The organism is Devosia sp. (genome assembly GCF_036406155.1).
Classification (GTDB): domain Bacteria; phylum Pseudomonadota; class Alphaproteobacteria; order Rhizobiales; family Devosiaceae; genus Devosia_A.
The window spans coordinates 13,741-31,523 of record NZ_DASWVV010000107.1; the positions used below are offsets into that span (position 1 = coordinate 13,741).

At 67.1% G+C, this 17,783-nt stretch carries 21 protein-coding genes; 11 read left to right on the plus strand and 10 right to left on the minus strand.

What is annotated here, in order from left to right:
• Positions 1–10 precede the first annotated feature (10 nt).
• Positions 11–829 carry a septum site-determining protein MinD gene (gene minD, locus VGD93_RS06655; protein WP_395010438.1) on the plus strand — a complete coding sequence of 273 codons (819 nt, stop codon included), beginning with the start codon at positions 11–13 and terminating at the stop codon, positions 827–829.
• Positions 826–1,077 (plus strand): cell division topological specificity factor MinE, encoded by a 252-nt coding sequence (gene minE, locus VGD93_RS06660; protein ID WP_395010440.1) that lies wholly within the window; start codon positions 826–828, stop codon positions 1,075–1,077. Before minD ends, minE begins: the two co-directional genes overlap by 4 nt.
• A gap of 10 nt (positions 1,078–1,087) precedes the next feature.
• Here minE and VGD93_RS06665 read toward each other — a convergent pair whose 3' ends face one another.
• The 9 genes from VGD93_RS06665 to VGD93_RS06705 form a co-directional block, all read right to left on the minus strand.
• A complete protein-coding gene (locus tag VGD93_RS06665) occupies positions 1,088–1,717 on the minus strand; it encodes a L,D-transpeptidase (protein ID WP_395010442.1) in 630 nt (209 codons plus the stop codon).
• Positions 1,677–2,828, minus strand: a complete 1,152-nt coding sequence (locus VGD93_RS06670; protein ID WP_395010444.1) for an AAA family ATPase — start codon at positions 2,826–2,828, stop codon at positions 1,677–1,679. The genes VGD93_RS06665 and VGD93_RS06670 overlap by 41 nt, the downstream gene beginning before the upstream one ends.
• 13 nt (positions 2,829–2,841) lie before the next feature.
• The gene (locus VGD93_RS06675) at positions 2,842–3,447 is read right to left on the minus strand and encodes a TadE family protein (RefSeq protein WP_395010446.1); all 606 of its coding nucleotides are present in this window, start codon (positions 3,445–3,447) and stop codon (positions 2,842–2,844) included.
• Between the two features lie 41 nt (positions 3,448–3,488).
• Positions 3,489–3,992 carry a TadE/TadG family type IV pilus assembly protein gene (locus tag VGD93_RS06680; RefSeq protein ID WP_413789703.1) on the minus strand — a complete coding sequence of 168 codons (504 nt, stop codon included), beginning with the start codon at positions 3,990–3,992 and terminating at the stop codon, positions 3,489–3,491.
• A gap of 4 nt (positions 3,993–3,996) precedes the next feature.
• Positions 3,997–5,517, minus strand: a complete 1,521-nt coding sequence (locus VGD93_RS06685) for a TadE/TadG family type IV pilus assembly protein (RefSeq protein WP_395010450.1) — start codon at positions 5,515–5,517, stop codon at positions 3,997–3,999.
• 23 nt (positions 5,518–5,540) lie between these two features.
• Positions 5,541–5,804 (minus strand): hypothetical protein, encoded by a 264-nt coding sequence (locus VGD93_RS06690; protein ID WP_395010452.1) that lies wholly within the window; start codon positions 5,802–5,804, stop codon positions 5,541–5,543.
• Positions 5,791–7,314: a type II and III secretion system protein family protein gene (locus VGD93_RS06695; RefSeq protein WP_395010454.1), complete on the minus strand. Its 1,524-nt coding sequence runs from the start codon at positions 7,312–7,314 to the stop codon at positions 5,791–5,793. Before VGD93_RS06695 ends, VGD93_RS06690 begins: the two co-directional genes overlap by 14 nt.
• Positions 7,315–7,347: 33 nt before the next feature.
• Positions 7,348–8,214 carry a Flp pilus assembly protein CpaB gene (gene cpaB, locus VGD93_RS06700; protein WP_395010456.1) on the minus strand — a complete coding sequence of 289 codons (867 nt, stop codon included), beginning with the start codon at positions 8,212–8,214 and terminating at the stop codon, positions 7,348–7,350.
• A gap of 76 nt (positions 8,215–8,290) precedes the next feature.
• A complete protein-coding gene (locus tag VGD93_RS06705; protein WP_395010458.1) occupies positions 8,291–8,461 on the minus strand; it encodes a Flp family type IVb pilin in 171 nt (56 codons plus the stop codon).
• A 542-nt stretch (positions 8,462–9,003) separates the two neighbouring features.
• On the opposite strand from VGD93_RS06705, the gene VGD93_RS06710 reads away from it, so the two are divergent.
• The 6 genes from VGD93_RS06710 to VGD93_RS06735 all read left to right on the plus strand — a co-directional run bounded on the left by VGD93_RS06710 (position 9,004) and on the right by VGD93_RS06735 (position 14,735).
• The gene (locus tag VGD93_RS06710; protein ID WP_395010460.1) at positions 9,004–10,419 is read left to right on the plus strand and encodes a CpaF family protein; all 1,416 of its coding nucleotides are present in this window, start codon (positions 9,004–9,006) and stop codon (positions 10,417–10,419) included.
• Positions 10,419–11,384: a type II secretion system F family protein gene (locus VGD93_RS06715; protein WP_395010461.1), complete on the plus strand. Its 966-nt coding sequence runs from the start codon at positions 10,419–10,421 to the stop codon at positions 11,382–11,384. Before VGD93_RS06710 ends, VGD93_RS06715 begins: the two co-directional genes overlap by 1 nt.
• 9 nt (positions 11,385–11,393) lie before the next feature.
• On the plus strand, positions 11,394–12,362 hold the full coding sequence (locus VGD93_RS06720) for a type II secretion system F family protein (protein WP_395010463.1): 969 nt from the start codon (positions 11,394–11,396) through the stop codon (positions 12,360–12,362).
• Positions 12,363–12,419: 57 nt separating this feature from the next.
• Complete coding sequence (locus tag VGD93_RS06725) at positions 12,420–12,899, plus strand: tetratricopeptide repeat protein (RefSeq protein WP_395010465.1); 480 nt, start codon at positions 12,420–12,422, stop codon at positions 12,897–12,899.
• Complete coding sequence (locus VGD93_RS06730; RefSeq protein WP_395010467.1) at positions 12,900–13,415, plus strand: prepilin peptidase; 516 nt, start codon at positions 12,900–12,902, stop codon at positions 13,413–13,415.
• Positions 13,416–13,577: 162 nt separating this feature from the next.
• Positions 13,578–14,735 carry a M24 family metallopeptidase gene (locus VGD93_RS06735; protein ID WP_395010469.1) on the plus strand — a complete coding sequence of 386 codons (1,158 nt, stop codon included), beginning with the start codon at positions 13,578–13,580 and terminating at the stop codon, positions 14,733–14,735.
• On the opposite strand, the gene VGD93_RS06740 is transcribed toward VGD93_RS06735, so the two are convergent.
• Positions 14,736–15,530: an IclR family transcriptional regulator gene (locus tag VGD93_RS06740; protein ID WP_395010471.1), complete on the minus strand. Its 795-nt coding sequence runs from the start codon at positions 15,528–15,530 to the stop codon at positions 14,736–14,738.
• 123 nt (positions 15,531–15,653) lie between these two features.
• On the opposite strand from VGD93_RS06740, the gene VGD93_RS06745 reads away from it, so the two are divergent.
• From VGD93_RS06745 to VGD93_RS06755, 3 genes are read left to right on the plus strand one after another with little or no spacing between them, the layout of a single operon-like run.
• On the plus strand, positions 15,654–16,325 hold the full coding sequence (locus tag VGD93_RS06745; protein WP_395010473.1) for an amino acid ABC transporter permease: 672 nt from the start codon (positions 15,654–15,656) through the stop codon (positions 16,323–16,325).
• Complete coding sequence (locus tag VGD93_RS06750) at positions 16,322–16,972, plus strand: amino acid ABC transporter permease (RefSeq protein WP_395010475.1); 651 nt, start codon at positions 16,322–16,324, stop codon at positions 16,970–16,972. The genes VGD93_RS06745 and VGD93_RS06750 overlap by 4 nt, the downstream gene beginning before the upstream one ends.
• On the plus strand, positions 16,959–17,690 hold the full coding sequence (locus tag VGD93_RS06755; protein ID WP_395010477.1) for an amino acid ABC transporter ATP-binding protein: 732 nt from the start codon (positions 16,959–16,961) through the stop codon (positions 17,688–17,690). Before VGD93_RS06750 ends, VGD93_RS06755 begins: the two co-directional genes overlap by 14 nt.
• The last annotated feature ends 93 nt before the right edge of the window (positions 17,691–17,783 follow it).

Consider the following 17,783-nt stretch of genomic DNA (forward strand, 5'->3'; position numbering starts at 1 on the left):
GAGTTTGGACATGGCAGCCAAGGTTGTGGTGGTCACCTCGGGCAAGGGAGGGGTGGGCAAGACGACGTCGACGGCGTCGCTGGGGGCGGCGCTGGCGCAATCCGGGCGGCGGGTCGCGGTGGTGGATTTCGACGTCGGCCTGCGCAACCTCGACCTGGTCCTGGGGGCGGAGCGGCGGGTCGTGTTCGACCTGATCAACGTGACGCAGGGGGTGGCGAACCTGTCGCAGGCGCTGATCCGCGACAAGCGGGTGGAGACGCTGTTCCTGCTGCCGGCCTCGCAGACCCGCGACAAGGACGCGCTCAGCGAGGAGGGGGTCGAGCAGGTGATCGCCCAGCTGCGGGAGCGCTTCGACTACGTGCTGTGCGACAGCCCGGCGGGGATCGAACGCGGGGCGCAGCTGGCCATGCGCTTTGCCGACGAGGCGATCATCGTGACCAACCCGGAGGTGAGTTCGGTGCGCGATTCGGACCGCATCATCGGGCTGCTCGATTCGCGCACGCTGCGGGCCGAGCAGGGCGACGTGGTGGCCAAGCACATCCTCGTCACCCGCTACGAGCCGGCGCGTGCGGCGCGCGGCGAGATGCTGGGCATCGACGACATCCTCGACATCCTGTCGGCACCGCTGCTCGGCATCATTCCCGAAAGCGAGGGGGTGCTGCGCGCCTCCAACGTCGGCTCGCCCGTGACCTTGAGCGAGCCGGCCAATGCGGCCGCGCGCGCCTATTTCGACGCGGCGCGGCGGCTGATGGGCGAATATGTTCCGATGGCGCTGCCTACCCAGCGCCGCAGCCTGCTCGATCGTTTCCTCAGGAGGGGCGTCGCATGAGCCTTCTGAACCTGTTCCGCCGCCAGCGCAGCGCCCCGGTCGCACGCGAGCGCCTGCAACTGCTGCTCGCCTACGAGCGCAACAACCGCAACCTGCCCGACCTCGTCGCCGTGCTGCGCGAGGAGATCATGGCCGTCATCACCCGCCACCTGCCGGTCGAGCACGACGACGTGCGCGTCACCATGGCCCGGGGCGACACCGTCTCCACCCTCGAGATCGACATCCACTTCCCGACCGGCGCCGCCTGAGCGCCGGCGGCTACAGCACCAGGACGGGCGTGCCGACGGCGACGCGCCCGTAGAGGTCGATCACGTCAGTGTTGGTCATCCTGAAGCAGCCCGAGGTGCCGTCAAAGCCGACGCCGGCGGGGTCGTTGGTGCCGTGGATGCGATAGAGCGTGTCCTTGCCGCCCCGATAGAGGTAGAGCGCCCGCGCGCCCAGCGGGTTGTACGGCCCTGGCGGAACCATCTCCGGCAGGCCGGCCACCCGGGCGCGCATCTCGGCCGGCGGACGCCATGCCGGCCATTCCTTCCTGGCGCCGACCCGGACGCGGCCGGACCAGCCGAAGCCCTCGCGCCCGACGCTGATGCGGTAGCGGTAGGCGCGCCCGCGGGGGAGCACCCACACCAGCATACGGGCGCCGGCGTCGATGACGATCGTGCCCGCCGGCTGCCCGCCGGCATAGGCGATCTCTTCCCGGAAGGACGGGCCCATGCCCGGCAGCGGCGGCCGCGTGCTCCGGTGGATGCGCTGCGTGTCGGTCGCCTGCCCGGTTCCGGCCAGGATCAGGCCGGCCGCGGCCGCAAGGCCCAGCCGCAGTAGCGCGCGCCGAGTCGGGCGCGCGTGTTCAGCCGGTGCGTTCTCGCGCGAGGACGGTTGAGAAGACATGCTCCGCTTCCTTGACCAGCCGGGAATGCTTCGAGATGTCGGACGGCAGCACCCCGCGGTTGAGGGCATCGGCCGCCAGCGCGTCGTCGCGTGCCACCGAGAACACCGCCCCGCTGGTGAAGATCCGCGCGACATCCTTGCGTGAGATCGGATTGCCGATCAGCTTGAACGTGGTCTTGTTGGCGATCGGGAAGACGCCGTCGCCGTTGTCGCGCGCCTCGCGCACCCGCTGCAGCACGTGCCTGGCCTGCCGCAGCGAAGGGATGTTGAGTTCGAACACGACGAAGACGATGTCGCTGCCGCGCACGACGTCGCCAAACCACGGCGTCTCCAGCCGCGGCAGATCGATGACCGTCTGCCGGTGGGCGAGGGCGGCAAGGTCGAGCAGGCGCAGCACGAAGGCGCGCCCGGAGGCGGCGAAGGACAGCTCCGGGCGGTCGAACGAATACAGCGCCAGCCTGGGGCCGCGCTCCAGCTTGATGGTGTCGAGCAGCTCGGAATCGAGCCGTTCGGGCTGCGCCGCGATGCCCGACAGGTCGAACTCGTTGACGAGGTTGAGATAGGCCCCGCAGTTGGCCTGCTGGAAATCGAGATCGACGACGCAGGTCTCGCCCGGTGCGGCCTTGTCGGCCAGGTGCTGCGCCGCCATCAGCGCGAGCGTCGTGGCTCCGGCGCCACCCGAGGCGCTGACGAAGGTCACCACCTTGCTCGGCTCGGCCCGGCCGGCCCCCGAGGCGTGCGTCAATGCCGCAAGCAGCTCCTTGGCGTCGAGGGGCTGCTGCAGCCAGTCGACGGCGCGCAGCCGGACGAGCTGGCGGGCCCGATCCGGCGACATGTCCTGCGAGATCGCGACGATCGGGACGGCGCCCCATCTCTCGCGCGCCGCCTGCAGCCGGGTGTCCTCGAGCAGGCTGCCGTCGCCGACGTCGAGGATGATCGCGGCCGGTGCCGGCTGGCTGGTGCGTCCCGACAGGAAGGCGTCCGTGTCCGCCAGCATCGCCTGGTAGCTGCCCGCCCCGCCGAGATAACCGGCGATGGTGTCGCGCAGCCCGCGATCGGCAGAATAGACGGCAATGGCAGCACGAACCGGGCGGGACACCGACAACTTCATTGATCACACCAAATCAAAAGGTAGAACGCAGATCTTCACCGGTAATCGTGCTCAGCATATCGGGCATCGTGATATTGGCAAAACCCAGGAAGAAGAAATCGAAGGTGTGCCCCACGATCCTGACGCTGATCGTGGGCACCGGACCGCCCGGGCGGGTCCAGTAGCCGAGGCCGGTGGCGAAATAATCGATGCGCGCCTCTTCTGGCTTGATGCCGGGGAAGAAATCGCAGAGTCCGGGCCGGTGGTCAGGCAATACGGTGCCGCAATCCTCGCTCCCCAGGTCGTCGCCGTAATAGATGCGGTCGAACGCGCTTTGGGTAGCAGTAACGTTGGCGCAGGTGCCCGCTTCGCAGAGGCAGGAGGCGACGCCGAGGGCGGTGGCGGTGCAGCGATAGTGGTACTGACCGGCGGGCACCGGCTGGCCGACATCGCTGGTGCTGGCCGGCGCGCCGGCTTCGAGGAGGAGCCCCACCGGCACGGGCGTCGAAACCGCGGCGAGCCGCGCCCCGACCTGCACGGCCTTGGCCGCAGCGTTCCACTGGTAGAAGGCGTAGCCGAAGTCGACGAAGCCCAGCACGAGCATGATGAGCAGGCTCATCACCAGGGTCATTTCGATCATGGTCGACCCGGCCTGCTCTGCGGCGAGATGGTGGAGGCTCTTCAATTGCCCAGCACCCGTTCCTCATGCGCGGCGGTCAGCGTCAGGGCGTCGAAGCCGAGATAGGCCCACAGGCCGGTGCCGGCATAGTCATAGGAGGCCTGGACGCTCACCGTGCGCACCGCCGTGCCGGCGCTGCGGTAGTTCTGCAGCCCGGTGTCCGGGTCGGTGGTGATGGCGATGCTCGTGTAGGAGATGGTCACGTCGGCGGTGGTCCAGCCGCTCACCCGGGCCGTTCCCGATCCGCCGGTGACGGCGATGTTCGTGCCCGCCGCCTCGCAGGTCGCCTGGTTGCTGCCGCGGTTGCAGCGGGCGATGTACCGCGCCCCGTCGCGGACGCCCGCCTCGATCAGCAGCTTGGTCTTGATGATGTTGGAGAACTCGAAGACGCCGGCGGCGAGCGTCAGCATCAGCGGCACGATGAGGGTCATCTCGACCAGCGCCGCGCCGGTTTGATCGGCCCGAAATCGCGACAGCCACCGGCGGCACCGCTGCATCCCCAGCATCGCGTCACCGGTAGAGCTGGGCTTCGTCGCGCTGGAAATTCTCCAGCGTGCCGTTGCCGTGACGACCGGTGATGTCGACGAGTTCGACGAAGATGTTCGCATCGTACTCGCTCTGGGGAATGTCCTTGACCGGCTCGGTGATGAAGAAGCTGGCAAACGCCTCGGGCGGCAGGCCCACCTCGTGCCCGCCCAGGTCGTAGCCCTGCGCTTCCAGGGCCTGGCAGTTGAGAATGGCGCCGTAGAGCAGGCGGCGGTCGACGCTGGTGACGGGCGTTCCGCAGCCGCTCTTGGGCGTGCCCGTCTCGCCGCCGGTCGAAGTGTCGGCGACGAGGTTGTGGTCGATCTCGTAGCGGTACACCTCGTAGCGCGTCGGCAGGTCGTCGCCGGTGCCGCTGAGGGCTTGTGGCAGGGCGACGCCCGGGTGGTTGACTGACCAGTAGGTGTTGATGTCCCAGTTGCCGTCGCCCATGCGGCCGCCCATCAGGGGACAGTTTCCCGTCTTGTGGCAGTTGTCGGTGGGCAGCCCCATCAATCCGGTCGCGGGGTCGGTTGAATAGACCATCTGGTTGCCGTTCGGGCAGGCGTTGCCGTTGGCCGGCGCCACGCCCTTCCGGACGTTCGGGGCGGGCCCATAGTCGGCCCCGGTCCAGTTGGCGCCCGGCTCCTTGATGCCGAAGCGGATGTTGATGGCGCCCTTCACCGGGCCCGAGTTCTGGCCGGTCTTGGTGTCCACCCCCTTGCTCGAGTAGCAGGCGAGTGGGCGTGAACTGGCGATCATCTCCGCGAGCGCCCGCGCGCCGTTGGCGCCGGCGGCGTCGAGGAAACCGAAATTGCCCGGGAAGTAGGCCGACCCGCCGCCGACGCTGCGCAGGCTGATCTGGCGGCGGCGGTAGCGGGTCTCGGATACGGCGTCGGCGAGGGTCAGGCCCTCCTCGCTGTCCTCGTAGGGATTGCAGATGAAGACGGGGGTGAAGTCGCATACCGCGCTGCCGAACCCCGCCACCGCCGTCGCCGCGACGTTGAACGCATTGGCGCCGCCGAGGAAGCTGGCGGGGAAGATCGACGTGAAGGGGGTCGGGTTGACCCTGACCTCGATGAGCCGGGTTTCGGCGGGGTCATCCGACTCGTAGGTGTCGTAGTCGATGGGGTCGTCGTCGTTGAGCGGCAGGCCGGTGAGGAAATGGCGTTCGATGTCGGACTCGCCGTCGACGCTCGAGAAGGCGAGGGTGTGCAGGCCGAGGTCGGAAAAGCGGCTGTCATTGGCGACGAGGTTGGCGAGCGCGCGGTCGGCCCGGTCATGGGCGTCGGCCTGCCCGTCCAGTTCCGCCGCGGCGGCGAGCGCGAAGGCGTCGGCGGCCTTCTGCAAGTCGTTGTGCAAATTGTTGACCCGGGCCATGTCGATGGCGAGCAGCGAGAAGCCGACGAGGATCGGCAGCATGACGGTCACGAGGACGAGGGCCGTGCCGCGCTCGTCGCGCCGGAAGCGGCCCACGATCGATCCCGCCCGGGCCCGCTCCTTCAGCACTTTGCCCTCATAAGGCATGGCGGCTACGGATTGGCAGGAGGCACGGCCTGCGCATCCTGGTCGTCCGGGATCACGCCGCCGTCCTTTCCGAGGCCGGAAACGTCGTACATCGACTTCTTCGCCGGGTTGAGCGTTTCCCGCTCGATGTTCTGGCGCACAGCGTCGCCGCCGGCGAGGGTCACGCGGTCGCGCCGGTTGTAGTAATCGGCCGACGAGCAGCCGGCGAGCAGCAGGGCCAGTGCCAGCCCGGCGGCGATGGGGCGGAGAACGGCATCAGTGCTTGGCATAGACCATCCCATCCGTATCGAGGTCGATCATGTGGCCGAAGGGGCCGACGACGCCCTCGCCGGTCTCGTAGCTGCGGATCATCTTCTTGGTGACTTCCATCTGGCCGAGCAGGAAGAACTCGACGTCGTTGCTGGTGCGCGCCTGGTCGAGCGGGGAGGCCGGCTCCATGCCCGGCGTGCTCGGCCGCACCAGGCGCGGGGTGACGATCACCACCAGTTCGGTCTCCTCCTTCTGGTAGCTCGAGGAGCGGAACAGTGCGCCGAGGACGGGGATCTGGCCGATCCAGGGCAACTGGCTCTGCACCTTGCGGTTAGTGCTCTGCAGTAGCCCGGCCACCGAGAAGCTCTGCCCGTCGCGCAACTCGATGACGGAATCGAGGTTGCGCGTGCTGAAGATCAGATCGCCCGTCGGGGTAGTCCCGCTGACTTCGCTCACGTCGGGACTGAGACGAATCTGGATGCGGTCGTCGTTCAGGACCACCGGCACGAACTTGAGTTGCACGCCGAACTTCTTGTACTCGACGGTAAAGCCGCCTTTGCCGTCCGAGACCCGGATCGGCACCTCGCCTCCAGCCTGGAAGCGGGCCTCCTGGCCGGACAAGGTGGTGAGGTTCGGCTCCGCCAGCTTGCGCACCAGTCCCTTGTTTTCCAGCGCGTTGATGATGATGTCGAGATTCATGCCGCCGGCGGCGCCGGAGATGATGTTGGTGATGAAGGTCGCGAAGCTGGGGTTGCCGGTGACCCCCTGGCCCGGGGCGCCGTCGGTAATCAGGCCGATGCCGCCATTCTGGAACGTCCCCGATCCGATGGCGCCCGCTCCCGCGCCGCCGGGAGCACCGTAGGTGCCCACGACCACGTCTGGCTTCTCTGGATTGACGGCAAGCGGTCCATAGCGCCAGTTGATGCCGAGTTCCCGTCCGGCGCTTCGGCTCGCCTCGAGGATGCGAACCTCGAGGTTGACCTGCTGGCCGCCCGACAGCGTGACGGCGTTGATGATCTGGTCGCTGCCGTACTGGCCGACGACCTGCAGCACCTTCTGCATGGTTTCGGCGTCGCCCACCGTGCCGGAGAGGCGCACGCGGCCGTTGACCGTGCCGACCTTGACGTCGGCATCCGGGGCGATCTGGCGGATGGCGCGGCTGATGTCGGCGACGTCGACGCCGACTTCGATCTCGAGCAGGCCGAGCGGCACCTTGGTCGGGCTGAACAGATTGATCGTCGTCGTGCCCTGCGCCTTGCCGATGACGTAGATGGTCTTGTCGGTGATCGGCTGGGCATCGGCGATGTCGACATTGGCGATCAGCAATTCGCCGACCGGCTGGTCGAGGCTCACGGTGACCGAGCGCGACACCGGCAGGGCGATGCGCTGCACGCTGCCCCGACTCATGTCGATCTGCAGGGTTTGCGCGCGTGGCGCGGAGACGGTGCTGCCCAGGCAGCCGACCGCGATGATGGCGACGGCGAGCTGCCAGACGATGCCTGCCCGCCGCAATGCAAATGAACCAGCCATTCAGAACCTGCCCCTTCGGTTGAAATCGACGCGTTACCTGGCCGTCAGCGGCACGTCGTAGACGCTGCGTTCCACGCCGCGCGTCACGCCGACCTGAGTATTGCTGCGGGCTGCGGCGACCGGCGGCGCCGCAGGAACTGCCGGCTCGCTGGCGGCGAGCTCGGGCACGCCGGCGACGAGGTCGTTGACGGTGATGCGCTGCGTGACCTCGCCGGCGTTGGACGCCACTTCGCGCAGCGCCAGCGACAACTGGCCGATGCCGGCGGCGAGCGTCAGCTTCTGCGCGTCCTGGGTGGCGACCTCGAGCGTCACCGCCTTGACCACGGCGGCCGCTTCCTGGCGGTCATCCGCCGTCTGGTCGATGGCCAGCACTTTGACGTTCTGCAGCAGCACGTCGACATAGGGGCTGCCGTCGTTGTTCGAAATGCGGGTGAGCAGCACGTCCACCCGGTCGCCCGGCAGCACGAAGCCGGCGACGCCGAGCACGTCGTTGACGCGGATCGAGACGGCCTTCATGCCGTCATCGAGCACGGCGGAGAGCGTGGCGCGCTGGCCGGGGCCGGTGATCTTCCATTCCAGCACCGGCTCGTTGGGGCCGATGGCGGTGATCACCTGGCGGTCGCCCTCCTTGGCGTCGAGCAGCGCCGCGCGCGTCCGGAAAGCACCGGACGGCAGGGAAGCGGCGGGCCAGGGAATCTCGCGCAGATTGTCGGCCGTCAGCTTGTCGCCGAAGCGCAGCGGCGTCGCGGCGACGACGACCGTATCCTCGATCACGGCGTTCTCGTCCGCGGCCGCGGCGGAGGTCGGTTGCTGCCCGGCCAGCCACAGATTGGTGAGGAAGACGGCAGCCACCCCGAACACGACGGCAAGCAGGAGCATGACAAGTGTGTTGGGCTTCATCTTGAGTTGGCCCCGACTGGAAACACGCAGCAACGGGCGCGCGGGGCGGCGCCAGGACGCCGCCCCGCGCGATGGATTACGGGCAGGTCGCGCCGGGGAGGACGCCGCAGAGCGTGGTCCACTGCGTTGTCACCCAGGCACCGACGGCCACGATTATCGCAATCACCGCGGCAGTGATGATTCCGATCAGGATTGAATATTCGACCATGGCGGCGCCGTCTTCGTCCTGGCGGAACCGTTTGGTCATGTCAGCAATAGTTCGCATGACATAGTCCCCATGAGTTTTGCGAGACGAGACAGGCGTTTAGGACCATTCCTATTGCCCTCGTCTGAGGTCATTAATAATCCGTAAGCAACATGAGTCAATAAATCTTGCCAGAACAATGTCTGGACTGTGTCATGTAAATGACGGTTAGCAAATCGATAATGCATTGTAAAAGAAGAACAAATTCGCATCTTAACTATGGCAACAGCTTGCCCAGCGCCAGCGTTGCCCTGTAACTGGTCAGTTGACGTCCGTCGACGATAGAAAATATGCCAGCGAACGCGTTAAAGAAATGGATATGCGTGTGTTATGAACCGATTATTGCCGCCGATGGAGAATAGAAGGCGCTTTTGGTCAGGCGCAAACTGGCGAACGCAGAGGCGGCGACTGTGACCGTTTCAACGCACATCGATGGCTTTTTGGTGTTACGCCGGTGACCTGTTAAGGAGACGCCACATAATGTCTTGCCAACAGCGCCGCGATCGCCACATTGTTGCTCACTTTGATACTCCAGGACCCAAGTAATGTGGGGGAGATTCTCAGGCACGGGCGCAGTCAAACGGCAGGGCGAGAGCCCGCCCGTCGTGGACACGCAGCAAGGCGCCGTCGCGACGCCGGCGGCGGTCGAGCCTCCCGTGGAAGCCGCGCGGCCGGCGGCCATGCGCGACAGCGACGCCTACGTGGCCCTCAAGGTCGACCTGCACCGGCATCTCCTCGACCGCTTCAATCTCGCCGCCATCGAGCAGATCAGCAGCACGCAGCTGCAGGAGCAGATCCGGCCGCTGGTCAAGGATTACGTGCGCGAGCAGAACTTCCCGCTCAATGCCGCCGAGATCGACGCGCTGGTATCGGACACCGCCGACGAGATGCTCGGCCTGGGGCCGATCGAGCCGCTGCTCAAGGACGACACCATCGCCGACATCCTGATCAACACGCACCGCAAGGTGTTCATCGAGCGCGGCGGCCGCCTCGAGGAGACCAATGTGCGCTTCCGCGACGAAGAGCACCTGCTGCGCATCATCAACAAGATCGTCTCCGCCATCGGCCGGCGCGTCGACGAATCCTCGCCGATGGTCGATGCGCGCCTCGCCGACGGCTCGCGCGTCAACGTCGCCATCCGCCCGATCTCGATCGACGGGCCGCTGGTTTCCATCCGCAAGTTCTCGCGCCAGGCCTATACGCTGGAGCGCCTCATCGCCTTCAATTCCATCCGCCCGCCGATGGTCGAGTTTCTGCGCATCGCCGTACAGGCGCGCAAGTCGATCCTGGTTTCGGGCGGTACCGGCAGCGGCAAGACCACGCTGCTCAACGCGCTGTCGCACAACATCTCGCATCGCGAGCGGCTCGTCACCATCGAGGACGCGGCCGAACTGCAGCTGCAGCAGCCCCATGTCGGCCGGCTCGAGACGCGGCCGCCCAGCGTCGAGGGCAAGGGCGAGATCCGCCAGCGCGAGCTGGTCAAGAACGCGCTGCGCATGCGGCCGGACCGCATCATCGTCGGCGAGGTGCGCGGCGAAGAGGCCTTCGACATGCTGCAGGCGATGAACACCGGCCACGAAGGCTCGATGACCACCATCCACGCCAATTCCCCGCGCGATGCGCTAGCGCGCCTCGAGCAGATGGTGGGCATGGCCGGCATGCCGATGTCGCAGGAAAGCATCCGCGGCCAGATCGCATCCGCCCTCGACGTCATCGTCCAGACGCAGCGCCTGTCCGACGGCGGCCGCCGCATCGTCAGCATTGCCGAGATCACCGGCATGGAAGGCCAGGTGATCCAGATGCAGGAGATCTATCGCTTCGTTCGCACCGGCACCGGGGAAGGCGGCGCCGTGGTGGGAGAGTTCCGGGCCACGGGCGTGCGCCCGCGCTTCGCCCCGGAGGCCGAGGCGCAGGGGCTTGCCTTCGCTCCCGATGCCTTCAATCCGCAGATCAGCCTGTGATGCCGCTCGAACAGCTCCTCATCTACGTGATCTACGCACTGGCCGCCGCCACGGCGATCCTGCTGATCGAGGCGCTGTACCTGCAGTTCGTCGCGGGGCGCCGGCAGCGCGCCATCAACCGGCGGCTGGCCAGGCTGAGCGGGGACGTCAGCCAGCAGGAGAGCCTGCGCAACCTGCTGCGCGAACGCGGGCTGTCGGATTCCGGCGACTACGTTTCCGGCCTCGTCTGGCTGAACCGGCTCTATGTGCAGTCGGGCGTGGCCGGCCGGCCGCTGGTCTTCGCCGCCTGGTTCTTCGGCGTCGGTGCGGTGATCGCGCTCACCATCCTGCTGCTAGGCGGCGGCCTGCTCGCGGCCCTGCTGGCCTGGCTGCTGGTGGCGCTGGCGCTGCCGTTCTGGCTGCTGCGCCGGTCGCGCTCGCGCCGACTCAAGCAGTTCGAGCGGCAGCTTCCCGACGCCCTCGAGATGATCGTGCGCAGCCTGCGGGCCGGGCACCCCACCTCGGTCGCCATCGGGCTCGTCGCCCGCGAAATGCCCGATCCGGTGGGCACCGAGTTCGGCATCGTCGCCGACGAGGTGAGCTTCGGCGCCGATCTCGAAACCGGGTTCCGCAAGATGGCCGAACGCGTCGGGCTCGAGGGGCTGCAACTCCTCAGCGTCGCCATCAGCATCCAGTCCAAGACCGGCGGCAACCTGTCCGAGATCCTGCACAACCTGAGCAAGGTGATGCGCGAGCGCCTGATGCTCAGGCTGAAGATCCGGGCGCTGTCGTCGGAGGGGCGGGTATCGGCGATCATGCTCACGGCCTTTCCGGTCGTGATGTTCGGCGTGCTGCTGCTCATCGCTCCCAGCTATTACGGCGACGTCTGGGGGGATCCGCTGATCCTGCCGGTCTTCGCCGGCTTCGGGCTATGGGCGCTGTTCGGGGACATGATCATGTATCGCATGGTCAATTTCGATTTCTAGGAATGCGAGATGGCCGAGGCGCTGACACAGCTGTTGCGGGGGGACCAGATCGGACTGGTGATTTCCGCGTCGGTGTTCGCGGCCGCGGTCGCCATCTTCCTCGGCATCGCCCTTTTCCTTGCCCCGGTCCTGCAGACGCAGAAGCGGCTGGACCAGGAACTGGTGCGCCAGGGCTTCGGCGGCCGGCAGGCGCTTGGCGCGCAGGCGGAGATCCGCAAGCTCGCGGCGAGGGGGCCGGTCGATGCCTACTTCACCGCCATGGAGCGCGAGCAAAGCCAGAAGGACGCCATCGAGAAGCGGCTGTTCGAGGCGGGATTCTACGGGCGCAACGCGGTGCTGGTCTACAATCTGATCCGCATCGGCACGGTGGTGGCGGCCTTTCTCGGGGCGTTCCTGTTCGTCAACGGCCTCGTCGGCAAGCTGGTGCCGCTACCCTTCATCCTCGGCGGGTCGCTGGTGTTCGGGGCCGCCTTCATCGTCCTCCCCTCGATCGCCCTGGACTTCTACGCCAAGGGCATCAAGGAGCAGTACCGGCGGGGCTTCCCGGATTTCATGGACATGATGGTGACCTGCGCCGACGCCGGCATGAGCCTCGAGGCGGCGGTGGAGCGCGTCGCCAACGAGTTCGCGGCGACGCACCGCCACCTCGGCATCCAGCTCGCCATCCTGACGCTGCAGCTGCGCGCCGGCAAACCGCTGCGCGAGGGGTTGCGCGAGATGTCCGACCGCATCGGGCTCGAGGAGGCCAAGGCGCTGGCGGTGCTGTTCCGCCAATCCGAGGAACTGGGGACGAGCCTCGTCGATGCGCTGCGCGTCTATGGCGCCGAGATGCGTACGCAGCGCGTGCTGCGGGCCGAGGAGAAGGCGAATTCCCTGCCGGTGCGCATGGTCATCCCCCTGGGGTTCTGCATCTTCCCGGTGGTCATGATGATCGTGATGCTGCCGCTGATCATCCGCATGCGTGGCGTGTTTTTCTGAGTTCCTGGAGGTAGGGCGAAAATGTCGGGTGCAAATCGTCTTGGGGTGAGGGCGTCCTTGCCGGCGCTCGCGACCCTGTTGCTGCTGCTCGCGGGCTGCACGACCATGGAGGGGGCGTTCGGCGACCGGAAGTCGGGCCTGGCCGACATTGCCAACATCGAGTACTACGCCTCCGACCAGGCCCTGGCCGAGGCGAAGAACCAGTTCCGGCACGGCAATTACGGCCACTCGGCGACGCTGTACAAGCGTGCCGCCGAACTGGAACCGAAGGACGCCGAGGCCTTCTTGGGCCTCGCCGCGTCCTACGACCGGCTGCGCCGGTTCGATCTCGCCGACCGCGCCTATCGCCGGCTGTTCGGCCTGAGCGGCGGGACGCTGCAATACTACAACAATTACGGCTACTCGAACCTGCTGCGCGGCAACCTCGTCGCGGCGCGGCAGAACTTCCTCAAGGCGTATGAGATGGACCCCAAGAACATCATCGTCGCCAACAATCTCGAGCTGCTCGGCGCGAGCGCCTCGGTGGTGCAGCGCTAGATGCAGCCGGAGGTTCTGCTGGCGACGGCGGCGCTCTTCCTCAAGGCTGCCGCCGTGCCGCTGCTGGCGCGCATCGCCGTCACCGACTTCCGGCAGCACAAGATCTACAATGCCGAGCTGCTGCCGCTGCTGGCGCTCGCCCTCGCCGCCGTCATCACCGAATGCATGCGGGTGCACAGCCTCGCCCCGGCCCAGGGCGCCGCCATCATTGCGGCCGCGGTGTTCGTCGTGCTCATCGGCTTCTGGCTCGCCGGCAAGCTGGGCGCGGGCGACGTCAAGCTCATGACGGTCGTGTCGCTGCTGGTGGGTTCCGCCGGCGCGCTGCCGCTGGTCGTGGCGCTGCTGGTCTTCTCGCTTGCCGCCTTCACCGCGATGAAGGCGCCCATGCTGCTGCCGAGCCGCTGGTCGAGCGTCCTGGCGCAGGCACTGGACCAAGCCGGCAGGGTGCCGTTCGGCGTGCCGATCTCGGCGGCGACGCTGGTGGCGCTGCTGCTGTCGGGAAGCGGCGGGCTTTGAGCCGGCGAGGGGCGGCCACCGGCTGTTGAGAAGAACGGAGGTTGACATGGCGGCCCTCGAGACCTGCCATCTGCAGGCGGCCATCGTCGTCGAGGCGCCACCGGTCTCGTGGACCATGCGTCGGCCGGCGCGGTCGGTTGCAGTCGCGAAGGGGAGGGGGCAGTGTCGAGGCATGACTTCACGGCGGCCGAGTTCGAAGCGCGCAGGGCGCGGCTGCGCTCCGCCATGGCGGCGCACGGGTTGGATTGGCTGGTGTGCTTCCACCCGGTGTCGATCCACTGGCTGACCGGGGCAGAAGCCAAGAGCTACCAGGAGTTCCAGTGCCTGCTGTTCCCGGCCGAGGACGATGCGATCGTCGTCCTGACCCGCGAGGGCGAACGCAACGAGTTTGTCGACGACGCCCGCGTCGACAGGCTGGAGACGTGGGGCGGGCCCGAGCCGGAGGACCCGATCGAGCGCTTCGCCGGGCTCGCGGCAGACCTCGGCCTGGGCTCGGCCCGGGTGGGAATGGAGGTTCCGGCCTATTATCTCCATCCGCATCACTATGCACGTCTTCGCGAGGTGCTCGGCCCGGCGCTTGTCGAGGAGCCGAGCGCGCTGGTTCACGACCTCAAGCTGGTGAAGTCGCCGACCGAACTGGGCTATATCCGCAAGGCCGCGGCCCTCGCGGATATCGGCATCGAGGCGCTTCGTCGCGCCCTGCGGCCGGGGCAGAGCGAGCTTGCGCTGGCCGGGGCCATCATCGGTGCCACCATGGCAGCCGGAAGCGGCATTCCGGCCAGCCCCATCAACCTGGTGACGGGGCGGCGCACCGCCTACAGCCATGGCGCCCCGACGAACCGGATCCTGCAACCGGGCGATTTCGGCAATGTCGAATTCGGCACCACCAGCCACCGCTACACCGCCACCATCGGCCGCCAGTTCGCGCTCGGCCAGCCGACCCCCCGAATGCTCGAGCTCTACGGCGTGGTCCGCGAGGCCGCCGACGCCATGATCGCCACCATCCGGGCCGGTGTGCCGGCCGTGCTGCCCCACGAAGCAGCGAAGGCCGTGATCGCGAAGGCGGGCCTCGATCGCGGTCGCGTCCACACCTCTGGCTACGGCCTGGCGCCTGGCTTTCCGCCAACCTGGGGCGAACCGTTGCACATGTTCGGCGGCAGCAAATACGTCCTCGAGGCGGGCATGGTGGTGACCGTCGAACCCCCGGTTTTCCTCGGCGACGAAGGCCTCGGTGCGAGGCTGATCGACAATGTGCTGGTTACCGACAGCGGTGCGGAAGTGCTCGCCAGGAGTGGCAGGGACCTCATTGTCGTCGCGTGATCAGTAGGCGTCGGCGAACTGGGCCTGCGGCGAGTAGACGCCAAGCTGGCTGGCGATCTCCGCGCATGCCAGCTTCTGACGGGCCAGCATGGCATCGAGGTCGGTGGCGACGCTCCGGCGCGCCACCGCTGCTACCGTGATGCACGCCACGGCATGGCCGTCCGCGATCACGATCGGGCAGACCACGTCGGTGACACCGACGATATCGCGACTCTCGTGGATGATGGCACCGGCGGTGCGCACGCGATCCAGTTCGGCCAGCAGGCTGGCCCGGTCGGGCGGGTTGCGCATCAGCACCAGCGTCTCGGCGATCATGCGGTCCCGCCGGTCGGGTGGCTGGAATGCCATCAGCACCAGGCCCGAGTGGGCGTCCGCCAGCGGGCGGCGATAGCCGAGCTTGAGCGAGAAGTTCATGTCGGCACCGCCGGAACTGGCGGCGATGATGACGGTTTCGCCGCGGTGCGCGACCACCAGGTGCGCCGCCTGGTGGATCTCCGCTGCGAAACGCTCGACGATCGGCGCCGCAACGCTGACAAGGTCGCGTGACCGGGCGGTCTGCATGCCGAGACCGAAGAGCTTGTTGGAAAGCATCAGCTCTTCGCCCCCCGCCTCGCGCAGGATGTAGCCGCGCGACAGCAGCACATGGACCATCCGGAAGATTTCGTTCTTGGACCGGCCAAGGTCTTCGGCGATCTGGCGCGTGGTCATCGGCACCCCGCGCTGGGCCAGCAGCTCGAGGATGTCCAGTCCCTTCTCCAGGGCCGGGGCTGAGTAGTTGGAGCCGTTGGTGCTCATAGGATCATCGTTTCACTAATGACGCTTGACGGCACATATGAAGCACTTGTAGCCTCCTGTCATCCGAAAAGCGCTTGGGGATAGGCGCTCTGAGGCCATCTGGCGGCGAGGGGCGATGCGCTGATGGAATACAACTTCAGATTTGCGGCAGTCCTGCGCTACTGGGACGAGATCGTGGAGGGGGTCCTCCTCACCCTCCAGTTGTCGGCGACGACGATGGTGATCGGCCTCGCCATCGGGCTTGGCGTTGCGGCGCTGAGCACATCGTCCAATCCCTGGCTTCGCCTGCCGGCGCGCGGCTATGTCGAACTGATCCGCAACACGCCCCTCCTGGTGCAGCTGTTCATCGTCTTTTTCGGTCTGCCCAGCCTCGGTGTCAGGCTCAACGCCAACGATGCGGCAGTGATCGCGCTGTCCATCAATCTCGGGGCCTACGGCGCCGAGATCATCCGCGCCGGCATCGAGTCGATCCGCCGCAGCCAGGTCGAGGCCGGTCGCGCGCTCGGCCTCACGGCGCTGCAGACGTTCCGCCACGTGGTCCTGTTCCAGGCGCTCAAGGCGATCTATCCGGCGCTGGCGAGCCAGTTCGTGCTGCTCATGCTCGCCACCAGCATCGTCTCGGCGATCGGTGCCAGCGAGCTGTTCCACCAGGCAGCCTTCATCGAATCCCGGACCTTTCGCTCCTTCGAAGCCTACACGCTGATCACCATCTCATATCTCGGCCTGACGCTGGGCTTCCGGCTGCTGTTCTCCGCCATCTATTGGCTGGTCTTCGTTCGCCGGCCGGCCCGATGATCCGCGAATTCGCCCTCGCTGATGTCGGCTTCCTGCTCCTCGCCACCCGCTGGACGTTGCTGCTCGCCCTGACGGCGGCGATAGGCGGGGGCGTCTTCGGGTTGATCGTGGCCATCTTCCGCGTGGTTCCGGCGGCGCCGCTCAACTGGCTGGCCATCGGCTACATCAACTTGATCCAGGGGACGCCGCTGCTCGGCCAGCTGTTCGTCTTCTTTTTCGGCCTGCCGCTCCTCGGGCTCTCCGTGGATGCCTGGACGGCGGCGGCCCTGGCGCTGTCCATCTACGCCAGTGCGTTCTTCGCCGAGATCTGGCGCGGCTCGCTGCAATCGGTGCCGCAGCGGCAGTGGGAGGCGGGGGCCTCGCTCGGGCTGACCTACGGTCAGCGCTTTCGCTACGTGATCATCCCCCAGGCGATCCGCATCTCGATCCCGCCCACGGTCGGTTTCCTGGTGCAACTGGTCAAGAACACCTCGCTGGCGGCGCTGATCGGCTTCGTCGAGCTGACCCGGGCGAGCCAGATCATGACGGCGGCCACCTTCGCCCCGCTGCAGGTCTACCTGGTTGCCGCCGCCATCTACTTCGCCATCTGCTTTGGCCTGAGCCAGCTGAGCCGGGTCGTCGAAGGGAGAATCCATGTCTCTCGTTAAGCTCGAGAACGTCGTCAAGCGCTTCGGTGCACTGGAGGTGCTCAAGGGCATCTCCATGACCGTCGAGAAGGGCGAGATCGTTGCGGTGATCGGCCGTTCCGGCTCGGGCAAGTCGACCCTTCTCCGCTGCATCAACGCCCTCGAGCCGGTGCAGGGCGGCTCCATCGTGGTCGACGGCATCGAGGTCACGGCGGAGGGCGCGGACCACAATCAGTTGCGCGCCCGTGTCGGCATGGTCTTCCAGAGCTACAACCTGTTTCCGCATCTCAATGTCGAGCGGAACGTCAAGCTCGCGCCCAAGCTGGTGCGCCGGCAGAGCGACGCCCAGGCGAGCGAACTGGCGCGGCGGATGGTCGCCAAGGTGGGCCTGGCCGACAAGCTGCTCGCCTATCCGGACGAGCTCTCCGGTGGCCAGCAGCAGCGCGTGGCCATCGCCCGGTCGCTCGCCATGCAGCCGACGATCATGCTGTTCGACGAGATCACTTCGGCGCTCGATCCCGAGTTGGTGGGCGAAGTTCTCAAAGTGCTCGAAGGGCTCGCCGACGAGGGCATGACCATGATGCTCGTCACCCACGAAATGAACTTCGCCAAGAACGTGGCCAATCGCGTGATCTTCATGCACGAGGGCCGCATCCACGAGGACGGCCCGGCGCGGGAGACGCTGCTCGCACCCAAGACCCCGGAACTGAGGAGCTTTCTTGCCGCGGTCCTGCACTAGCCCGCCCCGCGCCGGGGCCCGCCGTCCCAGGGCGGCGGGCGATGCGCCGGGAGACAGGTAGACTGCCAGACGTCACATACGAAAACAGGGAGA

Coding starts and splice junctions, on each gene's coding strand:
- VGD93_RS06675 (WP_395010446.1), bottom strand. CDS start 3,447: ATGATCGAAATGACCCTGGTGATGAGCCTGCTCATCATGCTCGTGCTG.
- VGD93_RS06720 (WP_395010463.1), top strand. CDS start 11,394: ATGGCCGAGGCGCTGACACAGCTGTTGCGGGGGGACCAGATCGGACTG.
- VGD93_RS06680 (WP_413789703.1), bottom strand. CDS start 3,992: ATGCTGGGGATGCAGCGGTGCCGCCGGTGGCTGTCGCGATTTCGGGCC.
- VGD93_RS06755 (WP_395010477.1), top strand. CDS start 16,959: ATGTCTCTCGTTAAGCTCGAGAACGTCGTCAAGCGCTTCGGTGCACTG.
- VGD93_RS06670 (WP_395010444.1), bottom strand. CDS start 2,828: ATGAAGTTGTCGGTGTCCCGCCCGGTTCGTGCTGCCATTGCCGTCTAT.
- VGD93_RS06745 (WP_395010473.1), top strand. CDS start 15,654: ATGGAATACAACTTCAGATTTGCGGCAGTCCTGCGCTACTGGGACGAG.
- minD (WP_395010438.1), top strand. CDS start 11: ATGGCAGCCAAGGTTGTGGTGGTCACCTCGGGCAAGGGAGGGGTGGGC.
- VGD93_RS06665 (WP_395010442.1), bottom strand. CDS start 1,717: ATGTCTTCTCAACCGTCCTCGCGCGAGAACGCACCGGCTGAACACGCG.
- VGD93_RS06730 (WP_395010467.1), top strand. CDS start 12,900: ATGCAGCCGGAGGTTCTGCTGGCGACGGCGGCGCTCTTCCTCAAGGCT.
- VGD93_RS06695 (WP_395010454.1), bottom strand. CDS start 7,314: ATGGCTGGTTCATTTGCATTGCGGCGGGCAGGCATCGTCTGGCAGCTC.
- VGD93_RS06715 (WP_395010461.1), top strand. CDS start 10,419: ATGCCGCTCGAACAGCTCCTCATCTACGTGATCTACGCACTGGCCGCC.
- minE (WP_395010440.1), top strand. CDS start 826: ATGAGCCTTCTGAACCTGTTCCGCCGCCAGCGCAGCGCCCCGGTCGCA.
- VGD93_RS06750 (WP_395010475.1), top strand. CDS start 16,322: ATGATCCGCGAATTCGCCCTCGCTGATGTCGGCTTCCTGCTCCTCGCC.
- VGD93_RS06705 (WP_395010458.1), bottom strand. CDS start 8,461: ATGACCAAACGGTTCCGCCAGGACGAAGACGGCGCCGCCATGGTCGAA.
- VGD93_RS06690 (WP_395010452.1), bottom strand. CDS start 5,804: ATGCCAAGCACTGATGCCGTTCTCCGCCCCATCGCCGCCGGGCTGGCA.
- VGD93_RS06740 (WP_395010471.1), bottom strand. CDS start 15,530: ATGAGCACCAACGGCTCCAACTACTCAGCCCCGGCCCTGGAGAAGGGA.
- VGD93_RS06710 (WP_395010460.1), top strand. CDS start 9,004: ATGTGGGGGAGATTCTCAGGCACGGGCGCAGTCAAACGGCAGGGCGAG.
- cpaB (WP_395010456.1), bottom strand. CDS start 8,214: ATGAAGCCCAACACACTTGTCATGCTCCTGCTTGCCGTCGTGTTCGGG.